This is a genomic window from Hymenobacter lutimineralis (assembly GCF_008271285.1).
Lineage (GTDB): Bacteria > Bacteroidota > Bacteroidia > Cytophagales > Hymenobacteraceae > Hymenobacter > Hymenobacter lutimineralis.
Genome location: NZ_VTHL01000019.1, coordinates 22357 through 43114, shown reverse-complemented (window position 1 = coordinate 43114; position 20758 = coordinate 22357). Strand labels below are relative to the sequence as shown.

At 58.9% G+C, this 20758-nt stretch carries 20 protein-coding genes; 9 read left to right on the top strand and 11 right to left on the bottom strand.

Going from position 1 to position 20758, the window contains the following annotated elements:
- Positions 1-47 precede the first annotated feature (47 nt).
- From FY528_RS16145 to FY528_RS16125, 5 genes are all read right to left on the bottom strand, one after another.
- Positions 48-2417 (bottom strand): TonB-dependent receptor, encoded by a 2370-nt coding sequence (locus FY528_RS16145; RefSeq protein ID WP_149072057.1) that lies wholly within the window; start codon positions 2415-2417, stop codon positions 48-50.
- Between the two features lie 305 nt (positions 2418-2722).
- Positions 2723-4621: a hypothetical protein gene (locus tag FY528_RS16140; protein WP_149072056.1), complete on the bottom strand. Its 1899-nt coding sequence runs from the start codon at positions 4619-4621 to the stop codon at positions 2723-2725.
- Positions 4622-4676: 55 nt separating this feature from the next.
- Positions 4677-5753: a FecR family protein gene (locus tag FY528_RS16135; protein ID WP_149072055.1), complete on the bottom strand. Its 1077-nt coding sequence runs from the start codon at positions 5751-5753 to the stop codon at positions 4677-4679.
- 150 nt (positions 5754-5903) lie between these two features.
- Positions 5904-6629, bottom strand: a complete 726-nt coding sequence (locus FY528_RS16130; RefSeq protein WP_149072054.1) for a head GIN domain-containing protein — start codon at positions 6627-6629, stop codon at positions 5904-5906.
- A gap of 193 nt (positions 6630-6822) precedes the next feature.
- Positions 6823-7404, bottom strand: coding sequence for an RNA polymerase sigma-70 factor (locus FY528_RS16125; protein ID WP_149072053.1), 582 nt, complete (start codon positions 7402-7404; stop codon positions 6823-6825).
- Between the two features lie 113 nt (positions 7405-7517).
- Between FY528_RS16125 and FY528_RS16120 the strand changes: the two genes are divergently transcribed.
- The gene (locus tag FY528_RS16120) at positions 7518-7949 is read left to right on the top strand and encodes a copper resistance protein NlpE (RefSeq protein ID WP_149072052.1); all 432 of its coding nucleotides are present in this window, start codon (positions 7518-7520) and stop codon (positions 7947-7949) included.
- Here FY528_RS16120 and FY528_RS16115 read toward each other — a convergent pair whose 3' ends face one another.
- Positions 7950-9245: an MFS transporter gene (locus FY528_RS16115; protein ID WP_149072051.1), complete on the bottom strand. Its 1296-nt coding sequence runs from the start codon at positions 9243-9245 to the stop codon at positions 7950-7952.
- Positions 9246-9386: 141 nt separating this feature from the next.
- Here FY528_RS16115 and FY528_RS16110 point away from each other — a divergent pair, with 141 nt between their 5' ends.
- From FY528_RS16110 to nth, 4 genes are all read left to right on the top strand, one after another.
- Positions 9387-9944 carry a DUF6799 domain-containing protein gene (locus FY528_RS16110; RefSeq protein WP_149072050.1) on the top strand — a complete coding sequence of 186 codons (558 nt, stop codon included), beginning with the start codon at positions 9387-9389 and terminating at the stop codon, positions 9942-9944.
- Positions 9945-10203: 259 nt separating this feature from the next.
- A complete protein-coding gene (locus FY528_RS16105) occupies positions 10204-10839 on the top strand; it encodes an RNA polymerase sigma factor (RefSeq protein WP_149072049.1) in 636 nt (211 codons plus the stop codon).
- Complete coding sequence (locus FY528_RS16100) at positions 10778-11008, top strand: anti-sigma factor (protein WP_262384027.1); 231 nt, start codon at positions 10778-10780, stop codon at positions 11006-11008. The genes FY528_RS16105 and FY528_RS16100 overlap by 62 nt, the downstream gene beginning before the upstream one ends.
- A 127-nt stretch (positions 11009-11135) precedes the next feature.
- Complete coding sequence (gene nth / locus FY528_RS16095; RefSeq protein WP_149072048.1) at positions 11136-11837, top strand: endonuclease III; 702 nt, start codon at positions 11136-11138, stop codon at positions 11835-11837.
- Positions 11838-11882: 45 nt separating this feature from the next.
- Here the strand turns inward: nth and FY528_RS16090 are convergent, their stop codons facing one another.
- Together FY528_RS16090 and gldB are read right to left on the bottom strand one after the other, a co-directional pair.
- Complete coding sequence (locus FY528_RS16090) at positions 11883-13097, bottom strand: glycosyltransferase family 4 protein (protein ID WP_149072047.1); 1215 nt, start codon at positions 13095-13097, stop codon at positions 11883-11885.
- Between the two features lie 11 nt (positions 13098-13108).
- Positions 13109-14116 carry a gliding motility lipoprotein GldB gene (gldB, locus tag FY528_RS16085; RefSeq protein ID WP_444542826.1) on the bottom strand — a complete coding sequence of 336 codons (1008 nt, stop codon included), beginning with the start codon at positions 14114-14116 and terminating at the stop codon, positions 13109-13111.
- Between the two features lie 106 nt (positions 14117-14222).
- Between gldB and FY528_RS16080 the strand changes: the two genes are divergently transcribed.
- On the top strand, positions 14223-14879 hold the full coding sequence (locus tag FY528_RS16080; protein ID WP_149072045.1) for a porin family protein: 657 nt from the start codon (positions 14223-14225) through the stop codon (positions 14877-14879).
- A gap of 153 nt (positions 14880-15032) precedes the next feature.
- Here the strand turns inward: FY528_RS16080 and FY528_RS16075 are convergent, their stop codons facing one another.
- From FY528_RS16075 to FY528_RS16065, 3 genes are all read right to left on the bottom strand, one after another.
- Positions 15033-16640, bottom strand: a complete 1608-nt coding sequence (locus FY528_RS16075; protein WP_168682176.1) for an Rne/Rng family ribonuclease — start codon at positions 16638-16640, stop codon at positions 15033-15035.
- Positions 16641-16972: 332 nt separating this feature from the next.
- Positions 16973-17860: a tetratricopeptide repeat protein gene (locus FY528_RS16070; protein WP_262384026.1), complete on the bottom strand. Its 888-nt coding sequence runs from the start codon at positions 17858-17860 to the stop codon at positions 16973-16975.
- 75 nt (positions 17861-17935) lie between these two features.
- Positions 17936-18241 carry an HU family DNA-binding protein gene (locus FY528_RS16065; protein WP_073104742.1) on the bottom strand — a complete coding sequence of 102 codons (306 nt, stop codon included), beginning with the start codon at positions 18239-18241 and terminating at the stop codon, positions 17936-17938.
- 245 nt (positions 18242-18486) lie between these two features.
- On the opposite strand from FY528_RS16065, the gene mutY reads away from it, so the two are divergent.
- The 3 genes from mutY (at position 18487) to gldD (ending at position 20753) form a co-directional block, all read left to right on the top strand.
- Positions 18487-19515: an A/G-specific adenine glycosylase gene (gene mutY / locus FY528_RS16060; RefSeq protein WP_232066251.1), complete on the top strand. Its 1029-nt coding sequence runs from the start codon at positions 18487-18489 to the stop codon at positions 19513-19515.
- 99 nt (positions 19516-19614) lie between these two features.
- Positions 19615-20040, top strand: a complete 426-nt coding sequence (locus FY528_RS16055; protein ID WP_149072043.1) for a single-stranded DNA-binding protein — start codon at positions 19615-19617, stop codon at positions 20038-20040.
- 113 nt (positions 20041-20153) lie between these two features.
- The gene (gene gldD / locus FY528_RS16050; RefSeq protein WP_373281627.1) at positions 20154-20753 is read left to right on the top strand and encodes a gliding motility lipoprotein GldD; all 600 of its coding nucleotides are present in this window, start codon (positions 20154-20156) and stop codon (positions 20751-20753) included.
- The last annotated feature ends 5 nt before the right edge of the window (positions 20754-20758 follow it).

Below are 20758 nucleotides of genomic sequence, written 5' to 3'. Positions count from 1 at the left end.
GCTTTGTGCTATTGCTTAGGAAGGCCTTCAGCTATTCGGGGCCGAATTTAAAACTCCACCCGGTAATTCAGGAAGGGCAGCAGGCCAGTTTGGTAGGCGGTTTCTACCTGCTCGGAATACCGGTCGTAGAAGCGGCCGTAGAGGTTGAGGTGGTTGGTGGCGTTCTGCACATCCAGGGAAATGATGTGCGAAGCCCGGGGGTTGTTTTTCCGGTAGCTCAGGCGCACATCCAGGCGAGAGTAGCTGGGGCCCTGTTCGGCCCATTCCTGCCCCTGCGCGTTGATCTGGTACCCGGCTTCCCTCGACTTCTCTAGGTCTACGGGGGTATAGCGGTTGCCGCCGGCCCAGAGCAGGCGCAGGTTCAGCCCAATGAGGTTGTTGCGCTGCCGGCCTACTTTGAACTCACGCCCGCCCAGCACGTTCAGCACGTAGTGGCCGTTGTAGCGGGTGCCGCGCCACTGCCCGTCGGCGGCCCGGTAGCGGGAGTCGTAGAGGGAGCCGGTAACCTGGTAATAGTACTGACCGGTGAAGAACTTCTCCAGCGTCACGTCGAGACCGTAGTTGCGGCCCCGCCCGCGGGCCACGAGCGAGTCGGTAGCGGTGCCGCCCCCGTAGTTAAGGGCCGACATGGCGCTGTTCGGGTTCGGCGAAATGCCTACGCGGTAGAGGTGCTGAAAGTAGGGCTCCACCCGCAGGCGCAGGTCTTCGCGCAGCAGTTGGTCGTAGCCCAGCACCACGTGCGCCGCCCGGGCCAGGTCGAGGTTTTTGTTGGGTTCGGAATAAGCCCCTTCGCCCAGCGGAATGCGGGTGTAGTAGATAAAGGGCGCCTCGTGCCGGCTATGCAGCCCCAGCCCCGCCGAAAACGCCTTAGTCGGCGAAAATGCCCAGCGGGCTCCCACGCGCGGCTCTACGGCACTATGGCCGTTCAGGGCAAAGTACAGGGTATGCAGGCCGCTGCTTATGGTAAGCTGCTCGGTGGCGCGGTACTTCCACTGCCCGTAGCCCTGCCAAGTGTTGGCCGTGCCGCGCTGGTCGAGGAACTGCACAAATTGCCCCCCGTAATTATCGTCGCGGAAGCCGCTGCGGGCATCAAACCCCAGCCGGCTGGCAATGAAGCCCGCCCGCACGGTATGGCGGGAGCTCAGCTTATGGTTGTAAAGCACGGAGGCCCGCAGCGCCGTACTCACGAACTTCTGGTCGGCATCCTTGACGCGGCCTTCGGTCTCAAACGCATTGCTTTGGAAGGTTTGGCGGGAGGCGGAGGCAGAGAGGCTGGTTTCCAGGTAGGCCTGCTCCGACAGTGGGTACGTGTACGTGAGGCCCGCTACGCCCATATCCGACCCGCTTACGGATTCAAATCGGTCGTAGTAGCGCTTCCAGAGGGTGGTGTCGGTGACGGCGTGCGAGTTGGAAGTACTCAGGCCTCCCACGCCCCAGAGCACCAGCGTGCCGTGCCGCCCCGGCATACTCAGCTTGAAGGACAGATCCTGGTACTTGGGTACTCCGCCCCCGCCCGTCACATCAATGCCAATATCCTTCAGCAGGGCCAACGAGGAGTAGCGGTAGTTGGCCAGATAAGAGCCTTTGCCGCCCTGCCGCAGCGGACCTTCCACGGCAAAATCAACGCCCAGCACCCCGGCCTGAAAGGCATACTCGCGCTTCTCGTTGTTGCCGCTGCGCAGCCGCACATCAAACACACCCGACAAGGCATTGCCGTACTCGGCGGGGAAAGCGCCCGTGAAAAAGTCGGAGTTGCTGAGCACGTTGGAGCTAAGCACGCTCACAGCCCCGCCACTGGCCCCTTCCGCCGAGAAGTGGTTGGGGTTGGGCACTTCTACGCCTTCGATGCGCCAGAGCAGCCCCCGCGGGGAGTTGCCGCGCACGACTATTTCGTTGCCCAGGTCGTCGCCGGAGGCTACCACGCCGGCTAGGGTTTGAGCCGTGCGAGCCGGGTCGGAGATGCTTGCTGCGTAGCGTTTACTTTCTTCCACCGAAATAGAGCGTGCACTCACGGTAGCCATTTCGTTGCGGGCCGTGCCCTTTTCGCGCTCGGCCACCACGCGCACATCGCCAAGACTGGTATAGGCTTCGGCCAGCCCCACATTCAGTACCAGCTCTTTGCCCGAGCCCAGCAGCAGCTCCGGAATGGTCTGCTCCTCGTAGCCGATAAAGGAAATCTTGAGCGTATGGCGGCCCACGGCCACCTTGGTGAGCTTAAAATAACCATCGGCATCGGTGGTAGCAGCTTGGGGTGGGTTGGTATCGAGCACCACGACCGTGGCGCCCACCAGCGGCGTCTGCGACTCGCGGTCGAGGATGCGGCCCCGAATGGTTTGGGTGAGTTCCTGCGCCTGAACCCAGGATATAGATAGCAGCGCAAAGCACAGCAGCAGGCTGCGCAATGAAAGAGTTTTCATAGGTAAGAAGGAGAAATGAGCAGACAAAGCGCGGCCCAGGGCTGCCCGGAAAAGCAGCGCACAACGAAAAGCCAGAAGGTAGTGGCAGCCGAAGCTGACGGGTGCATCACCCCGCAAACCCTGAACTCAGGAAGTAGCCGGCCGGCTGGTTGCGGGTTTCGTACTTAAGACACGCTACCCCGCGCTTACCCCTACGGGTAAGCATTTATTTTCTGATATTTTTTATTCACAGCACGAGCAAGCTGTGTGCTGCGTTGGGCCGACGCTATTTCAAGTTCAAGTTTGCCGACCTAGCGCGTCGCCAGCTAGAAACGTAACCCGGCGCTGTACCCGGCCCAGACGCGCACCAGCGTAGAGCCACTCAGGTTTTCAGCCAGCAGATGCTGCCCCTCCCCCACTTGCGAGTACACCGCCTGCCGGTCGGCGTCGTAGCGTTGCGACACCAGCACGTTTACTTCGGGCCCGGCTACCAGGCGTATCCGCCCTCCCTTCCACAACGCCCAGCCCACGAGCAGGCGCAACTGGCTTTGCAGGTTGAGCTGTTTTGTCCAGCCGCTGGGCTCTTCGTTTACGTGCAGGGCCAGGGCATCGAGGCTCAGGCTGAACCGCCGCCGCGCTGCCAGCTCCGTGCCCAAGCCGTAGCCCAGACCCCAGCGCAGCTGCCCATCGAATGGCTGCGCAGCCCCCACGAATTGTGTGTAGAACCAGGCGCTGCCGCCCAGCTTGAGCGTGGCCAGAGCGGACCAGGTTTCACTATACAGCACATCGAGGCGGTGGTAGCCATGGCGCACGAAGTTGAGCAGCCCCACGCTGGCCCCGGTTACCGTATCGGCTACGTTGAAGAGGCCAAGCTGCACTCCGCGCACCCGCCGCGCCACGTTGAGCACGCCCGCAGCTTGTACGCCCCTCACCTCAGCCAACGACACGTTGAGCACGCCGGCCGTCTGGACCAACGGGCCCGCGGGTTCCGTCGCATCGGGGCGGGGCGGGCCGGCGTAGTTGAGCACCCCAGCCGCCTGCCAGCCGGCTAAGGGCCGCGCTGCTATGTTCAGCACTCCCGCGAGCTGCAAGCCCCGGCCTCCGCCCCCTACTACGTTTAGCACGCCGGCGCCCTGCAGCCCACCGAGGTGGCGCCCGGCCAGGTTGCCTACCCCAGCCAACTGGCTGCCGCGCACCGTATCACGGTCCAGATTAAGCACCGTCCCCAGCTCCAGCCCGCGCAGGCCGGCGGCATAGCCCACCAGCACGTTGGCGGAATAGCGGTTGACGGCCCGACCGGCCCGGAGCCCATTGGTTCCCAGAGGTGGCACCAGGGTTATCTGCCACGTATGCTCGTCGTACAATGAATTCGCGACGCGCGGAGGGCGTACAGCAGTGCTGGCCAGAGTTGTGTCGCGCGCACGCAGGTTGACTTTGGCCCGCATGATGCTCACGGTAAGGCTGTCGATAAACCGTGAGGCCCGTGCTTGGCGCTGGCGCCAGCGGGCCGAGTCGGGGCTGAGCGCCATGGGCGGCACGGCGGCTACCCGTTGGGCCGTGGTTTTCAGCTGTCGGCTCTTGATCTGGGCCTGGCGTTTCATGGCGACCAGGGTCTGCTGCGCCTTCGCCATGATATTGCCCAGGTTGAAATACGCAGCCGTATCAGCCGCCATGTTAATGGTATCGGCCGCGGAAAGCGTTGGGCCTGATAAGTCAGGTACCGGAGTAGCTGCTACGGAAGCCGTGGCATTGGCAGTCGTGGACAGCTGCCGGGCCAGGGGGTACTTTTTCACTCGCACACCCACCCGGCGGGTAGGTAGCGGCCGCAGCGGTACCGCCTGCCGGGGCGGGGCCGGCGGCCCCAGCGGCTTAGGGTAAATGCCGGCTCCTGCCAGCAGCCCCGCCGGGGGCCGGTCATTGGCCCGCCAGAGCACTATCTGCCCTTCCACTACGGCATACGAAAGGCGCAAAGGCCGGCAAAAGGCATCAAGGGTGTAATACAGCGGCCGGGGTGGGCCGGGGGGAATGGTCACGCGGGTCTGCAGCGGGAGCACGGTGCTGCTATAGCTGAATGAGACGCCTCCCTGCCGGCTAAGCTGCCGCAGCACGGTGCTCAAGGGCTGGTTGTCGGCCGTGATGGGCACGGGCCGCTGCAGTACCTGCGGCATCTGCGCCCAAGCCCGCAGGGGCACCCAGCAAAATAGAAACAGAATCAGGTACCGCATACAGACCGCATAGGCCCGCGAAAATACGGGTCCCCAGCATACAGCCTAATCCCAGCTAGGGCTGCGCTGCTCCCGCCGCGGTGCAGCCGGCGCCACGGAGCACGTAGCTGCCATCGGGTTGGGTAGAGAGTTCAGCGCCCAGCGTGAGGCTGAGCACCCGTAGCACCTGCGCGGGGGTAGGAGTTGAGAAAGAACCCGTGAAGCGGCACGTGAGCACGGCCGAATCAGGCACTGAAACCCGCGTAGCGAAGGTAGTTTCCAGCGTACGCAGCACCTCGGCCACCGTGGCGTTGTCGAAACGCAGCTCTTTTTGCTGCCAGGCCCGGAAGTTGGAGTCGACGGTGAGCGTACGGCGGGCCCGACTGGGCTGCGGGCCCTGCACCACGCCCCGCCGCCCCGGCAGTAGCAATACCGTATCGGCGGGTGCAGACCGGGGCCCGAAGGCTACTTTGCCCGTCACCACAGAAACCTCCACGGAGTCTTCTCCCGGATAGGCCCGCACGTTAAACGAAGTACCCAAAACCTGGGTGCGCGAAGTGGAGCTCAGCACGGTGAAGGGCCGTTGCGGGTTCTTGGTAACTTCGAAAAAGGCTTCCCCCTGCAGCTCTACTTCCCGCTTTCCAGCTTTGAATCCGGCGGCGTAGCGCAGGCTGGACTGGCGGTTCAGCCACACCTTGCTGCCATCGGGCAAGCCCACCACGCGCACCACATTGCCCGCCTGCACAGCCAGCATCGGGTAGCTGGCCGGTGCCACAGGTCGGGTAAGGCGCCACAAGCCTATCACCCCAAGCAGTAGCAGGATGGCCGCCGCTACGCGCAACCAGCCTTGGGCCGCCCACATCGGCACCACGCGTGCTTCGGTATGAGGCACAGTGCCAGAGTTTACTGCTGGTATGTTTTCCCGCGTCCGAAAGCGTTGCCAGGCTGATTCTACATCGGCCTCTGTAAAAATTGGGGCTGGCGGGGTAGCCTGCTCCCAGGCCCGGGTAGTCTCGCGCAGCCATTGCTGCCGCTCGGGCTGGGCCTGCACCCATGCCTGCAGCTCGGCCAGCTCAGCCGGCGTAGCCTCGCCGGCCAGTTGCTTGGCGAGCAGCTCCCAGGGGGCATCAGATGCAGGAATAGGGGAAGACATAACGCGAAGAAACGAAGAGTCAGCCAATGGGCGGCAGCAAGTGGCCAGACTTACCCGCCAAATTCGGGATTTTCCGGCTGAAGCCCCTGACCAAGGCTACGAGAAAAGCGGACGAGCTATTTCGTAGTCCTGGCCAGGGGCCAGCTGACGCTAGTTGGCGTTTAGCACCCGGCCCGAGCCGGATACCTCGGTAGAAATGTTGGGCCGGCCTTTGTAGTACACGTTGCCGCTGCCGCTGATGCGCACCGTCAGGTTGTCGGCTACGCGGACTTTTGCCCTACCCGAGCCGACCAGGTTAACGTCCACGGCATCCGTGTCGAGGTCGTAGCTAGCTACCTCGCCTGAGCCGCTGATGTTGATTTCGTGGTGGCCAGCATTGCCTTCCCACCTTGCTTTTCCCGAGCCCGAAATTGTCGTGGTTAGGTTGGTGGCTTGCTCACAAGCCAGATCGGTACTGCCGGAACCGCTGATGGACACATCGAGGCGGGGCAGCAACCAGGTGTTGGTACTTACGATGTGGCCGGAGCCCGCGAGAACCAGGCGGGTAAGGCGGGGCGTGGTCAGGTACACGCGGATCCGGTCGTGCCTGCGTACGATGGTACGGCCAAAGTCAATGTGTAGCCGGTTGCCATCCACGTCGGTTTCCAGCACGTCGAGAATGTTGCCCTGTGCTTCTACGCGTACTTCCTGGGTGACTCCCTGAGTAAGGTAGACTTCCGCATCAATGGGCAGTTCGACCTCCGTGAATTCCTCAATGGTGCGGGTTTCCGACTGGATGGGGCCGCTGCCCCGCACCGTGGGGCCTAAGATGTCGTTGTGGCAGCCGGCCAGCAGGGCAGCCAGGGGCAACAGAGCAGTGAGCAAGCGCATTTTCATAGCAGAAAAGAGGTTGAGTGAAGAGAACAGAAGATGAATTTCCCTTCTAAGACCCGGAACCTCGCCCCTACCCCTACGCGGCTACCAACTTTTTTTAAATCAGTGCCAGTTTGCAGTGCGCTAGTCCCTGCGCAATCCTCCTGACGCTACCCAAACCAATCAACTAGCTAGAAAATTGGCGGCCGCCTTCAGGCTAGAACAGCCAGCTGTACAGGTTGCGCAAAACGCCGCTGAGCTGTTGGCGCAAGATGCGCAGGGCCTTGCCCATCTGATTTTCCACCGTTTTAGGCGAAATTTCCAGCGCCTCAGCAATCTGCTGGTAGCTCATTTCCTCGTAGCGGCTCAGCATAAACACGGCCCGGCACTGCGGTGGCAACGCCGCCAGGGCGGCCTCTACCGACTCCGCGGCTTCCTGATGATGCAGGTCTTCATCCGCCGCGTGGCTCACTGGCTCGGCCGCAGCTGGTGCCTGCTCCCAGGCTACCTGGCGCTTGCCCCGCTCTACGTAGCGCAGCGCCGCATTCAGCGCGGCCCGGTATAGGTAAGCCCGGTACGTGGTGCTGATAACGAGCTTTTCCCGGCCTTGCCACACCCGCGCAAATACATCCTGCAGCAAGTCCTCCGTGGCCTCCCGGTCTTGCACCACGCGCTGGATAACCTGCCCCAGCGGCCGGTAAAACTCCCGAAATAACAGCTCCATAAACGCGGCCTCATCGGTGGTGCGCAAATGCACCAACCGGTTTTCCAGCGCGTCGGGAGAAAGGGCAGCAGCCATACGGGCAAGGCAAATAGCGGCCTAAAGCTACGGGTTTCGGCGCGTTTGACGGACACGGATACAGCCGTTGGCGTAGGGCTGCCGTATACTAATTCGCCTACTACTTTTTGCTTATGCTCCGCTCTGCCTATACTGCTTCGTTTGCGCTGCTTTTGTTTGCTGGTTGCCAAGGCCGGGAAAACCCCTACGGCACCGCCCCCCAGAACCCGGCCGCTGAAAAAGAAGCACCTCCGGTAGCGCAAAGCCTGGCGGGCACTTACGCCGATACCGTCCCCTGCCCCGACTGCCGCGGTGTAGCCACCCAACTGCTGCTGAACGCGGATAGCTCGTTTGTGCTGCGGCAAACCTACCTCGATAAGGAGCCCGAGCCCGTAGAGCAGCGCGGAACCTGGCGGGTGCGTGGCCAAGTGTTGAGCTTGCCGCCCAGTGGCTCACACCCGGGCCGGAGCTACTTGGTCAGCAACCCGCAGCAGCTGGTGCTGCTGGACGGCAGCGGCAAACCCATCAACGACAACGACGTCGATTATTCGCTTGAGCGCCAATAGTTAGGTAGTAGGCTCTGCGGGCTTGACCGGCGTCATATCCAGTTCGCGCAGCTTGTCGGCGCGCCAGGCCGTGAACAGCACGACCAGTATCGTCATCGTTCCGCCAAACACCACGGAGGCAGTGGTGCCGAGCCACTTGGCCATGGCCCCCGACTCGAAGGCGCCAATTTCGTTGCTGGAGCCGATGAAGATGTTGTTTACGGCCGACACGCGCCCTTTCATGTGCTCCGGCGTGAAGGTGTGCAGCAACGTTGAGCGCACAATCACCGACACGGAGTCGAACACCCCGGTCAGGAACAGCAGCACCAACGACAGCCAGAAATTGCGCGACAGGGCAAAGCAGATGGTAGCCAGGCCAAAGCCGGCTACGGCCCACAGCAGCTTGCGGCCCGCAAAGCGCCGAAGCGGAAAATACGTCAGCAGCACGGCCATTAGAACGGAGCCCACCGCTGGCGCGGCTTCCAGGTGCCCCAAGCCGGCGGCGCCTACTTTCAGGATGTCTTCCGCGAAAACCGGGAGCAAGGCTACGGCCCCACCGAACAGCACCGCAAACAAATCAAGAGAAAGCGCGGCCAGCACTAACTGGTTGCCAAAGATGAACTGCAGGCCACTCAGGATACTGGTTTGGAAATCCAGCCGCTCGCCCATACGGGCTGGCAAAGGGCGCGAAGTCAGGCTGCCGAACATAGTTAGGGCCAGGACCAGCAGCCCCGTCGATACGGTGTAGGCGCTGGCTACGCCCGCGTGTGCAATCAGGTAGCCCCCCAAGACGGGCCCCAGAACGGAGGATGCCTGCCAAGTGGTGCTGTTCCAGGTAACAGCATTGGCCAAGTGCTCCTTGGTGGGCAGCAACTGGGGCATGAAGGAAAACAGCGCCGGCCCCAGAAAACCCCGGGCAATGCCACTCACGAAAATAACGGCGTAAATAGGCCATGTACCTAGCTGGTCTTTGCTCAGCAACGGCAGCCCAGCAGGAGATGCCAGCAGCGTGAGGGTAGCGGCGCAGAGCAACAGCACCGCCACTGCCGTCACAATGATATTCTTGCGCTTCACCGAATCGGCCACATGCCCGGCGTAGAGAGATACGGCAATACTGGGAATGGCCTCCGTCAGCCCGATTAGTCCCAGCTTCCACGGGTCGCCGGTTAGTTTAAACAGCTGCCAGCTCACCACCAGCCCCTGCACGCGGGTAGCCACCACAAACAGCGCGCGGGCACTTATAAACCGCTGGAATTCCGGCAGGCGCAGCGCAGCATAAGGATCATGACCGGAACGGGAAGCGGCAGATTGAGGCATAAGAAAGGGCAGGCGTGATGGAGTAAAGGTAGCGCCTGCCCTCCGGGCTCACCAGCACAACGGGTGGGTTTTACCTTCTTGGCCGCAATTGCGTACTAGGCCCACACCCTGGTCAATTATCTACGTTTAGCCCGCTCCGCCATGCTCCGTCTTTTCCTCTTCCTGTTTTTCTTGACTTCCGCCGTTACGCCCGTCTGGGCCCAGACGCCTGCTGCTTCTACCGCCAAACAGCCCGTGAAAACGGCTTTAAAAGATGGGGCATTTCGGCGCAAGGGTACCATGATGCGCATTCAAGGAGGTAAAGTGACGCCGCTGACGGCCCCGCTGAAACTCGCCAATGGTACTACCGTGTACACCGATGGCCGTATCGTCTCCAAGAATGGCACCCAGCGGCTGACCAATGGACGCGCCATCAATATGCAGGGAGATGTTGTCGGCTTCAATGATGATATGCTTTCCGCGGCCACCATTCAACAGCTGGATGAGCAGGTAACGGGCTATAAGGGCACCACAGTAGTAATGCCCAATGCCCTATCGGCCGAGACCCTAAAGGCTCTGGCCCGAGTGGAGCGCAAAGCTACCCTCGTGCAGCAGCTCACGGAAAAGCTAGCCGAGCGCGCTGCGCAGGCAGTTCCGGTATCGGAAGAAGCCACCCGAATCAATGCGGAGCTGAACACGCTCGATAAGCAGTTGCAATAAGCGGCAACGCTCTTTTTCCTCCCTGCTACGGCACGGCCGCTGCCGACGGTCCAGCAGGCTATAACGCGCGCTTGCCGAGCTTCGTGAAGAACGCGTGAAAAAAATATTGCTTTTGGCTCTGGCCGGCATTGTGTTTGGTCGGCTGGTTTTCTACATTTGGACAGGAGTCAGTTCCGAATCCCCGAATTTTATTCCCCTTCTTCGTCTCTAGCTGCACAATATGGCCTAAAGCTCTACGTTCCCTAACCCGTAGCCCTTTATGGAAACCATGCAGCCGAGCGACTCCGCGTTGATTTCGCTCTATATCAGCGGACAAGAAGATGCTTTTGCCCTTTTACTGGAACGGCACAAAAGCCGCGTATTCACCACCATCATGCTGATTGTGCGGGATACCGACGTGGCGGATGATCTGCTGCAGGATACGTTCATCAAGGCGGTGCATACCATGAAAAGCGGCCGTTACAACGAGGAGGGCAAGTTCTCGTCGTGGATCTGCCGCATTGCCCACAACTTAGCCATTGACTTTTTCCGCCGGGAGAAACGCAGCCCGCTCCAGAACTTGGATACGACCAGCCACACCTTCAACTCGCTGTCGTTGGCGGAAGAGGGGGCTGAAGCTGCGCTTACCCGCGAGGAAACCTATGCTCAGTTACGGGAGTTAATACAGGACCTGCCGCCGGCCCAAAAGGAGGTGCTCATTATGCGTCATTACGGCGACATGAGCTTCCAGGAAATTGCCGACGCGACGGGGGTGAGCATCAATACGGCGCTGGGGCGTATGCGCTACGCGCTGATCAACCTGCGGAAGAAAATGTCCGCGCAACCCGTTTTCTATGATCAAAACCTTTACCCACGAGAAACTCCTCCGGTACGTGTACAACGAATTGCCGGCTGATGAACAGTCAGAAATAGAGCAGGCCCTGGTGCACGACGCCGACCTCGCCGCCAAGTGCGCCGATCTGCTGCTCGCCCAGCGCGCCCTCGACTCCCTGCGGCAAACACCACGCAGCGCCACAGTGCAGAGCATTCTGCAGTATTCCCGCACGTTTCTGACCGCCAGCTAATTTTTCCGCTGTGGCTACGTCTCATCCGATACCCCGGCCGCCGACTCGTGTTACACGAGTTGGGCGGCCGGGATATCGGATGCCGTTTTTTTGGTGAACTTGCGGGCTGATCCTGTCCCGTGCCGTTATGCGTAAAGCCGAGCGTTTTCAGCGTTTCCTGGAGTATTTCACCACGCACTTCCCCGAGCCCGAAACGGAGCTGGCTTACGGCAACCCCTACGAGCTGATTGTGGCCGTGGTGCTCAGCGCCCAGTGCACCGACAAGCGGGTAAACTTGATTACTCCGGAGCTTTTCCGCCAGTTTCCTACCCCTGCTCACCTGGCTGCAGCTACGGCGGAGGATATCTTTCCTTTTATTCGGAGCGTTTCCTACCCCAACAACAAAGCCAAGCACTTGGCGGGCCTGGGCCGGCTGCTGGTTGAAGAATTTAACGCGGAAGTGCCAAGCAGCTTGGAAGAGTTGCAGCGCTTACCCGGCGTAGGACGTAAGACGGCCAATGTAGTCATGTCCGTCATCTACAATCAGCCCGCTATGGCCGTGGATACGCACGTTTTTCGCGTCTCGCACCGCCTGGGCTTGGTACCTAAAACCGCTAAAACCCCGCTGGCCGTCGAGAAAGAGCTAGTTCGCTACATTCCTGAAAGCCTTATTCCGAAGGCGCATCACTGGCTTATTCTGCACGGCCGCTACATTTGCGTAGCGCGGCAGCCTAAGTGTAGCATCTGCCCGCTTACCAATATCTGCGCTTACTACGCCCGCCAGGTAGCGCCACTGGTTAAGAATATACCAAGCCTTCCTGCAGAGGAAAACGGGCTTCCCAGCGCCTAAACGCAGACTCGATCTGCCGCTTAGTATAAAAAGGTCGAAAACCAGTTATACATGGTTTGTTGACTTGGCTGCTTCTTCCAGCGTGCGTTGAACAATGGCTGCTATACTGGCTCTATCGAAATACTTCTTGGCAGCTAATTGCCCGCGCTGTCCGGCGGCCTGAACCTCCTCCGGGCTGCTAATAAGCTTGTGCAGGTGCTGTGCCAGTGCCAGTGGCTGTTTGGCGGGTACGTACCACCCTACTCCATGCTCCTGCACAAAGGCCCGCGTCCACCCTTGGTTGGTAACCACCACGGGGGTGCCCACGGCAAGGCTGTCGTAGAACTTAGCCGGGGAGTTGGCATCCAGCACGGGCAGTTCCAGAAAGGACGCGACGGAGACATCCGCCAGCTTGAACCAGGCAAACACCGCATGGCGGGGCTGGGGCGTAAGCAGCCGGATGCCCGGGCACCGCGCCGCCGCTTCCCGCACCTGCGGCTCGTAATACCCCAATCCCATAAATACCCAGCAGATACTGGCATCCAGGGCCGCAAGCTGCTCAGCTGCTTCTATCAGGGTGAGGATGTCGTTGGCCCGACCAAAAGTACCCGCGTAGAGCACGACCTTTTTGCCTTCCAAGTCATATGCTTGCCGCAGCTCAGCTACGGCTTGCTCAGTAGCGGCAGTCGCCAGATCCAAGTCAGTACCGTTTAGCACCGTGGTGATTTTTGCTGCCGGAATGCCCAAACCCTGTACATAGGAGGTCATGTCGGGCGACAAGGGCAAAATGTGCTTTGCCGATTGATAAAGCCCTTTTTCCAGCGCAAACAGGCGACGCTGGGCAAACGGGCTAGGCACTGCCCCCATGGCAATAGGAAAAGAGGGCCACAAGTCCTGCACTTCAAACACCCACGGTACCCGCCGCAACCGTGCTACTTGAGCGGCCGCCCAGGCCGCCGTAAGCGGGGTGCTGATACCCCATATCACGTCGGGTTTTTCGAGCCGCAGGCCTTCCCGCAGGGCATAGGCCGCGTAGTGTGCAAACGACAAGGCGCGGCGGGCAGGGCCCATTTTATTGTCATAGGGCACGTTTGCCGCCAGCATCGTAACGCCGGCCGGCAGCCAGGGAAACTGCTCCGTAAGGCGTTGGCTTTCCCACGTGCGCGTCGTAATCAGTGTAACGCGGTGGGTGCTGGCAATATGCCGCAACAGGGAGTAGTGCCGGCTGGTGGCCGGGCAGTCGGGGTTGGTGTGGTACTGGCTGAAGACGGCAATATGCACGAGGGAGGCCGTTAGCGCTTCTTTGGCCGGTACTTCGACTGCGTCAGAATACGCTGGGCATCCTTTTCGGCCATCAGCTGCTTGAGCGTCACGGCGGGGTGCTCGGCCATGTACTTGCGCACAATCTGCCAGCCCAGCCAGGCGCCCACCCGGCCGGGGGCCGTGCGGTCAATTTCGGGCGTATTGGGCCGCTCTCCTACGTATTTCTGAATCACAAATGGTGTAGTTGAGTACAGCAGGTTCTTCTCAATGAAATGGCCCCACACCTTGGCTTCGTTGTACTGCAGCCCTTCCAACTCCCGGCTGGTAAAGCCAATGAGTAGGGAGTCGGAGGTACAAGGCAGCATTTTCTCGGTGAAGTAAAGCGCTTTACCAAACTGCACCATTTCGCTCAGCATCGTTGGGCTACCAGCCAGGCGCTGGTTGTACTTGGTAGATACTGCCTGCATCACCGTGGGCAGCACATGGGCCGGGGTATAGCGGCGCAAGATGTATTCAGGGACATTCGGACGGTAGCTTGCCTTAGGTCCCACAAAGAAGTCCAGCCCCAGCACCAGCAGGCTGTCGTTTACAAAGACGTCCTGGCTGAGCCCGCTCACAAACAAGTTGACGGGCGGCACCCGGAAATCGGGAAACTCGTAGCGCACGTGCTGAAAAGCCTGGTGCAGCTGCTGGCGCAGGGCAGCCGTATCTTTAAACGCCGCTTCCGTTTCCCGGGCCAGCTTTTGCAGGCCGGCATTCGTGGCCAGCTGCGTGAGGCGCTGATCCAGCAGATTATCGGACGGGAACTGGCGGCGCTGCAGAAACTGATCAGCGAAACGTGGGTGAGCGTTCAGAAACTGTTGTGCATCGGCGGGGTTCTTGATTTGAAAAAATGGCTGAATCAGGCTTTCCATATGCACCGGGGCAGCCACGCGGGCTACCTCGGGGTTTTGCTCGCACTGCGCCGTATCACGGCCACAGCCTGCCAGCGCCGTCAGCATACCGATTCCCAGCGCCATTCGGAATACTCCCCGCATACAAGTTTGATTGAAGTTCACGTTTCTATCTTTGGGGCGAAATTAGCCAAAACCGAACGCCGCAACGTAGGCGCTAGTATCTGACCCTTCATTTCTTTGCTGCTTTATGAAAAAACTCTTTCTAGCGCTCCTGACCGTAGGATTTTCGGCTTCGGCGGCTTCGGCTCAGGTGGAAATCGGCCTGCGCCTTTCGCCCGCTGTTACTTCCCTACGCGCCGACGGCTCGGCCAACAACTTCGAAGGCAAGTCCAAACTCAGCATTGGGGGTGGGTTGGTGGTCGATTACTTCTTCGGCGAAAACTACGCCTTTAGCACCGGCCTCGACCTAGTGGGCAAAGGCGGCAAGCTGACGTACACGGATGGCTCTAACCGGGAACTGAAAGTAGGGGCGCAGTATCTGCAGCTACCGCTTACCATTAAGCTGTTTACCAACGACATAACCACCGACACCAAGCTATACTTCCAGCTGGGCGGCTACCTGGCCGGCAACATCGGCACCCGCATCGACGGGGAAAAGGAATTTAAAGACCCCGGCTCCGGCGAGACGTTCAAGAGCAACAAGTTTCTGCTGATACCTGACGCCGGCGTACTGGCGGGCTTCGGCGCCGAGTACCAGGTAGGCCAGAGCACCAAGGTATTCGCCGGCCTGCGCTACCAGCGCGGCCTGCCCAACATCGACAACTACTTCGGCGACGAGCGGAAATTCAGCAACGTGGTCATCAAGAACAGTGAGTTTGCCCTGGACCTGGGCATGAAGTTCTAAAAAGGTAAATGGCTGAATGGCTAACCCATTAATCGGTTACCCGAACCAGCCTTCAGCCAAAAGCCTAGTTAACGGAAAACGCCCGCGTTGCTTTCAGCAGCGCGGGCGTTTCTTCTACTTGTCAGGCGGGGTTTCGCAGAAAACGGCCGTCAATTATTCTACAATTTCCACTTCGCGGTCCTGCAGTCGGCTCATGGCCGCTGCTGCCGAGTGCAGCTCAATTTCTTCGCCGTACTCGTCCTCGATGCGGTATTCGGTAATGCCGAGGGAAGTGTCTTTCATCACTTTCACCCATTTGTAGTACTTCAGATACCACTTCATCTGGCGGCTCACCAGACCTTTGGTATAGTAGGCATGCAGGAACGGGTGCACGTTCAGCGTCACGCCTGACTGGTTTTGCGTCACCAGCAGGTCCTCGATGCTGTTGTCGATTTCGTCCGTTACCAGAATAGAAGCCGAAATCTTGCCCGTGCCCCCGCAGGTAGGACATACCTCGCCCGTTACGATATTCTCGGCGGGGCGTACGCGCTGCCGGGTTATCTGCAAGAGGCCGAACTTGGTGATGGGCAAAATGGTAAAGCGCGCTTTATCGTGCTTCATCACATCCTTCACGGCATCCTCTACCTTTTTCCGGCTTTCGGCCGACTTCATGTCAATGAAATCGACGACGATGATGCCGCCCATGTCGCGCAAGCGGAGCTGACGGGCTACTTCCTTAGCAGCCAGCATATTGATCATCAAGGCAGTAGCCTCTTGGTCGCCTTCCTGGTTGCTCTTGTTGCCGGAGTTTACGTCCACTACGTGCAGGGCCTCGGTGTGCTCAATGACGAGGTAGCCGCCGCCGGGCACCGTCACAGTTTTGCCAAACAGCGACTTAAGCTGCTTTTCAATGCCGTGCTGCTCAAACACCTTCACTTTGGCGTTGTGCAGCTTGAGCAGGCCTACCTTATCGGGAGCAATCTTTTGCAGGTAGCTGCGCATCTCCTCGTACATCGGGGGCGAATCCACGATGATGGAGTCGAACGACTCGTTGAGCATATCCCGCAGCATGGAGCTGCTTCGGCCCAGTTCGCCCAGCACTTTCTCGTTGGGCTTGGCCTTACGCAGCGTCTGGAACAGCTGTTGCCAGTTGTCCACCATGCTTTGCATGTCTTTGTCGAGCTCAGCCACTTCGCGGCCTTCGGCCACGGTGCGAATGATGACGCCGAAGTTTTCGGGCTTGATGGAGGCAATGAGGCGCTTAAGCCGCTCCCGCTCCGTCTTGCTCACGATTTTCTTCGAGACACTGATGGTATTGGAAAAAGGCACCAACACGAGGTAGCGGCCGGCCATGGAAATATCCGTGGACAGGCGCGGCCCTTTGGTCGAAATTGGCTCCTTGATGATCTGAACCAGCAGCTGCTGGCCCTTTTTCAGGGTGTCGGCTATTTTACCAACCTTGTCGAGCTGCCCGTCAAACTGAAAGGTTTTGAGCGGCCCAACGGCAATTTTCTGCGAATGAACGCCTTTCACCCACTTATTGAGCGAGGGAAAGTTTTCCCCCAGGTCTCCGTAGTGCAGAAAGGCGTCTTTTTGGTACCCAATGTCAATGAACGCGGCGTTCAGACCGGGCATAACTTTCTTGACCGTACCCAGGAAGATGTCACCAACCGAATAGTTGGTGTCGTTGCGGTCGAAATGATATTCGATGAGCCGCTTGTCCTGTAGCAGGGCAATCCGTTCTCCGTCCTGAGTAGAATTAATGATTAATTCGTTACTCAATGGATTAAGCGGTTAAGCAGCATACCCAAGCATTTAGCCGCGTGGGCCGCCCAGAAACCCGTAAAGGGAAGCCAGTGCGTAGAGCACCAGCTTCCCTTCCAAGCCTCGGGGAAAGCGCACGATTAGCCACTCTCGGGGATACTAAATGAGAGATAGACGGACGCTTAGTCGACAGCCTATAGCTGCTACGCCCGCCAGCAAACCCCGGAAGGCTTACTTCTTCTTGTGACGGTTCTTGCGCAGACGCTTTTTGCGTTTGTGGGTAGCAATCTTATGACGCTTTCTTTTTTTACCGCAGGGCATGGGTTAAAAGGGTTAGGTTGAAGAAATGATTATTGCAGCTTCTGCAATTCCTGGTCGACCGACGCCGAAAGGGCCGGGTCGGTGCTGTTTTGTTTGACTTGCGTAAATACCTTACGTGCCTCCGCCCGGTTACCGGTTTGGGCCAAGGAAACGCCGAGGTAAAACTGACCGCTGGCGTTGTCGGGATGGTATTTCACCAGCTCCCGGAAACGCTCCACGGCTTTTTCGGCCTGGTTGCTCTGCAAGGACAGCACCCCCAAATTGTAAAGGGCCTTTTCATTGCGAGGGTCTGTAGCCAGCACCTCACGCAGCATCACTACACCCTGTACCGGGTTGTCGCTGGCCATGTACGCCATACCCAAATTGGTTTTGGCGTCGAGGTTGTCCGGATTATTTTTCAGCACCCGCTGGTACAGTTCGCGGGCCTTGGCGCTGAGGGCCTTGGCCCGCTCCTCGGTAGCAGCGAAGCTAAACGCCTCGAAGTACTGGTCAGCCGCTTTTTTCCACGCTTGCTCGCCAGGACGGGCTACAGCTACTTGCTCGTAGTAATAGCCGGCACTGTCGAACTTGGTAACGGCTGCGTACTTAGCGGCCAGGTCTGAGGCCAAGCGGAGCTTGGTAGTGGCATCGGCCGCGGCGTAACGAGCACGTAGCTGAGCCAGCTCTTTCTGCTGGGCCGGCGTAGCACTCATATGCGGCTGCTCAGCCGTACCACCCATTGCGGCTGCGCCGTCTACGGAAGCCGTGGAAGGAGCCGCAGCCCCCTGGTCGCGGTTGGCCGTGCGCGCCGCCGTTTGCGCCAGCTCACTTTTTCCCTCCTTTGGCTTCACAATTCCCTTAGGCAGCATAAACAATGCTCCCACTACCGCCAGGGCGACAAGGAGTAACAGAAGTTGGTGCGAGGAAATACGAGCCATTCGGAGAAAAAAGCAGGCCGCCCGGCTTTCCAGGAAAACCTAGCGGCGCTGCCACAATGTTACGAAGAAACGAACTTATGCCTGAGCCAGCTCCTTGATCTTCTTGCTGTTTTTGATTTTGCCGATGAAAGTCTTCGACGGCTTAAAGCTGGGGATGAAGTGCTCGTCGATGATAATCGACGTGTTTTTTGAGATGTTGCGGGCCACTTTCTTCGCGCGCTTTTTGTTTACGAAGCTGCCAAAGCCACGCACGTAAATGTTGTTGCCGTCAGCCATTGAATCCTTCACGACTTTGAAGAAAGCTTCTACGGTAGCCGAAACGTCGGCTTTCTCGATGCCGGTTTTATCGGCAATTTCGGCAATTACTTCTGCTTTAGTCACGCTGGTAAGTGTACTATGGAGTGAAAAAAAAGTGCGGGCAAACTACCCCGATTCAAGACGTAAGCCTTTGCCCAATAGGCGGTTCGATTGCGAATTGGGGCCACAAAGGTAGCCCCCTTTTTTTGTTTTACAAGCGTTTCCCCGTATTCCGTTCCCTCCCGGGGCTTTTTTACAACCCTTTCGTCTTCAAGTTCTTGGCTCTATCCACTTCTCTACCAGCTTCGTCCCTTTTTGCTCCCGCGCTGTTGGCCTGGTATCCCCGCCACCGCCGCGACCTGCCCTGGCGCCATACCCGTGACCCCTACGCCATCTGGCTGTCGGAGGTTATTCTACAGCAAACCCGTGTAAAGCAGGGCCTTCCCTACTTCCTGGATTTCATGGCCTCCTATCCCACGGTGCAGGCGCTGGCTGCTGCCCCGGAAGACGAGGTACTGCGCCACTGGCAAGGGCTGGGCTACTACTCCCGGGCCCGCAACATGCACCATACCGCCCAGCAGATAGTGCGGGAATATGGGGGCGAGTTCCCCGGCACCTACGATGGCTTACTTAAGCTGCGCGGCGTCGGGCAGTACACGGCGGCGGCTATTGCTTCTTTTGCCTACGACGAAAAAGTAGCGGTGCTGGATGGTAACGTGTACCGGGTGCTGGCTCGCGTGTTCGGCATCAGCGCCGACATAGCCGCCCCCGCCAGCCGGAAGATATTCCAACAGCTGGCCGACTCGCTGATTCCCGCCGAGCATCCCGCCGAATTCAACCAGGCTATAATGGAGTTTGGCGCCCTGCAGTGCACCCCTGCCAAACCCGACTGCCTGTTTTGCCCGCTGCAAAGCACCTGTTTTGCTTTTCAGCATGGCTTGGTGCAGGAGCTACCCGTGAAAAGCAAGGCCAAAGCTTCCCGCACGCGCTACTTTCACTACTTAGTGCTACGCTACCAAGATCTGGTATACATGCGCAAGCGTACGGGCAAAGACATCTGGCAGGGGCTTTACGATTTTGCCCTGGTAGAAACCGAATTGCCCGCCATTGCTCCAACCACGCTGCTGGATGCCGTGGCCGCGCTGGGAGCCACCCTGGCCATTAACCATGCAGAGGAGCCCAGCGCTATCTTCCGGCATGTGCTCAGTCATCAAAAGCTGGAAGTTCGTTTCCACTCCCTGGCGTTGCAGGCTCCCCTCTCCGACCAGCAGCTGCGCGTGACCGGCCTGCAGCCCTTCACGCAGGCGGAAGTGGAAAGCCTACCCAAACCAATCCTTATTACTAATTATATTAGCTGATATATTTGGCTAATATTTTTGGTATATTGTTTTTACTATTGTATCTTTAATAGCAGAAACCAACCCTTATTTTTCACTCAACTCCTTATTCATCAGATCATGGCAGGCATTAACAAAGTAATCCTGATTGGCAATCTGGGCAAAGACCCGGAAGTTCGTCACTTGGAGGGCGGCGCCAGCGTGGCCCACTTTACCCTGGCTACCAACGACTACTACAAAGACAAGCAAGGTAACCGGGTAGAGCGCACGGAATGGCATAACATCACGGCTTGGCGCGGCTTGGCCGATATGGCCGAGAAGTACCTGAAAAAGGGCCAGCAGGTATACATTGAAGGAAAGCTCCGAACGCGGCAATACCAGGATAAGGACAACCAGACCCGGTATATCACCGAAATTGTCGCCGACGAAATTACCATGCTCAGCGCCCGGCCATCGGGCACCGACGGCCCTTCTGCGCCCGAGCAGGCCACGGCGGCTCCTGTCACTTTCCGACAGGAGCCCGAGCTTGACCAGTTGCCTTTCTAATACCGTCCGGCTTTACCCTCTATCAAAAGCCCTGGCACATGGCCGGGGCTTTTTGCGTTGTAGAACATAGTAGCTTACAGTGGTTACCTTTGATAGGTAAATCTGTTTTCCGGATGTCCTTCTCTTCCTCCTTCTTTCGGGCGCTGGCTATGCTGCTCGTAGCGGCTTCTTTTACCGCTGGCTGCTCCTCGTCTCCTGAATACACGCCCAAGCCCAAGGGGTACAACCGCATCGACCTGCCCCCGCACCGTTACCAGCAGCTGGCGCCCGGCCATCCGTACACGTTTGAGTACTCCCGGTACGCCAAGATCCTGCGCGACTCTTCCTACCTGGCCCAGCCGCACTGGATTAATGTATACTACCCCTCTTTGCGGGCGAATGTGCAGATAACCTACACGAATGTGCGGCAGAATCCCAAGCTGTATAACAAGATGCTGGAAGATGCCCGTAAGCTCACCAGCAAGCACGAGATAAAAGCCTCGGCCATCGACGAGAATATTCTGAAAACGCCCAGCGGCATGCGGGTTTCGGTGTTTGAGCTCAGCGGGGAAGTACCCAGTCAGTTTCAGTTTTATACCACCGACAGTACCCGGCACTTCTTCCGCGGGGCCCTGTACTTCCGCACGGCCACGGCCAATGACTCTCTGGCCCCGGTAATCGACTACGTGAAGACGGATATTGTGCGCCTGCTAAACACGCTGAAATATCAATGAGCAAT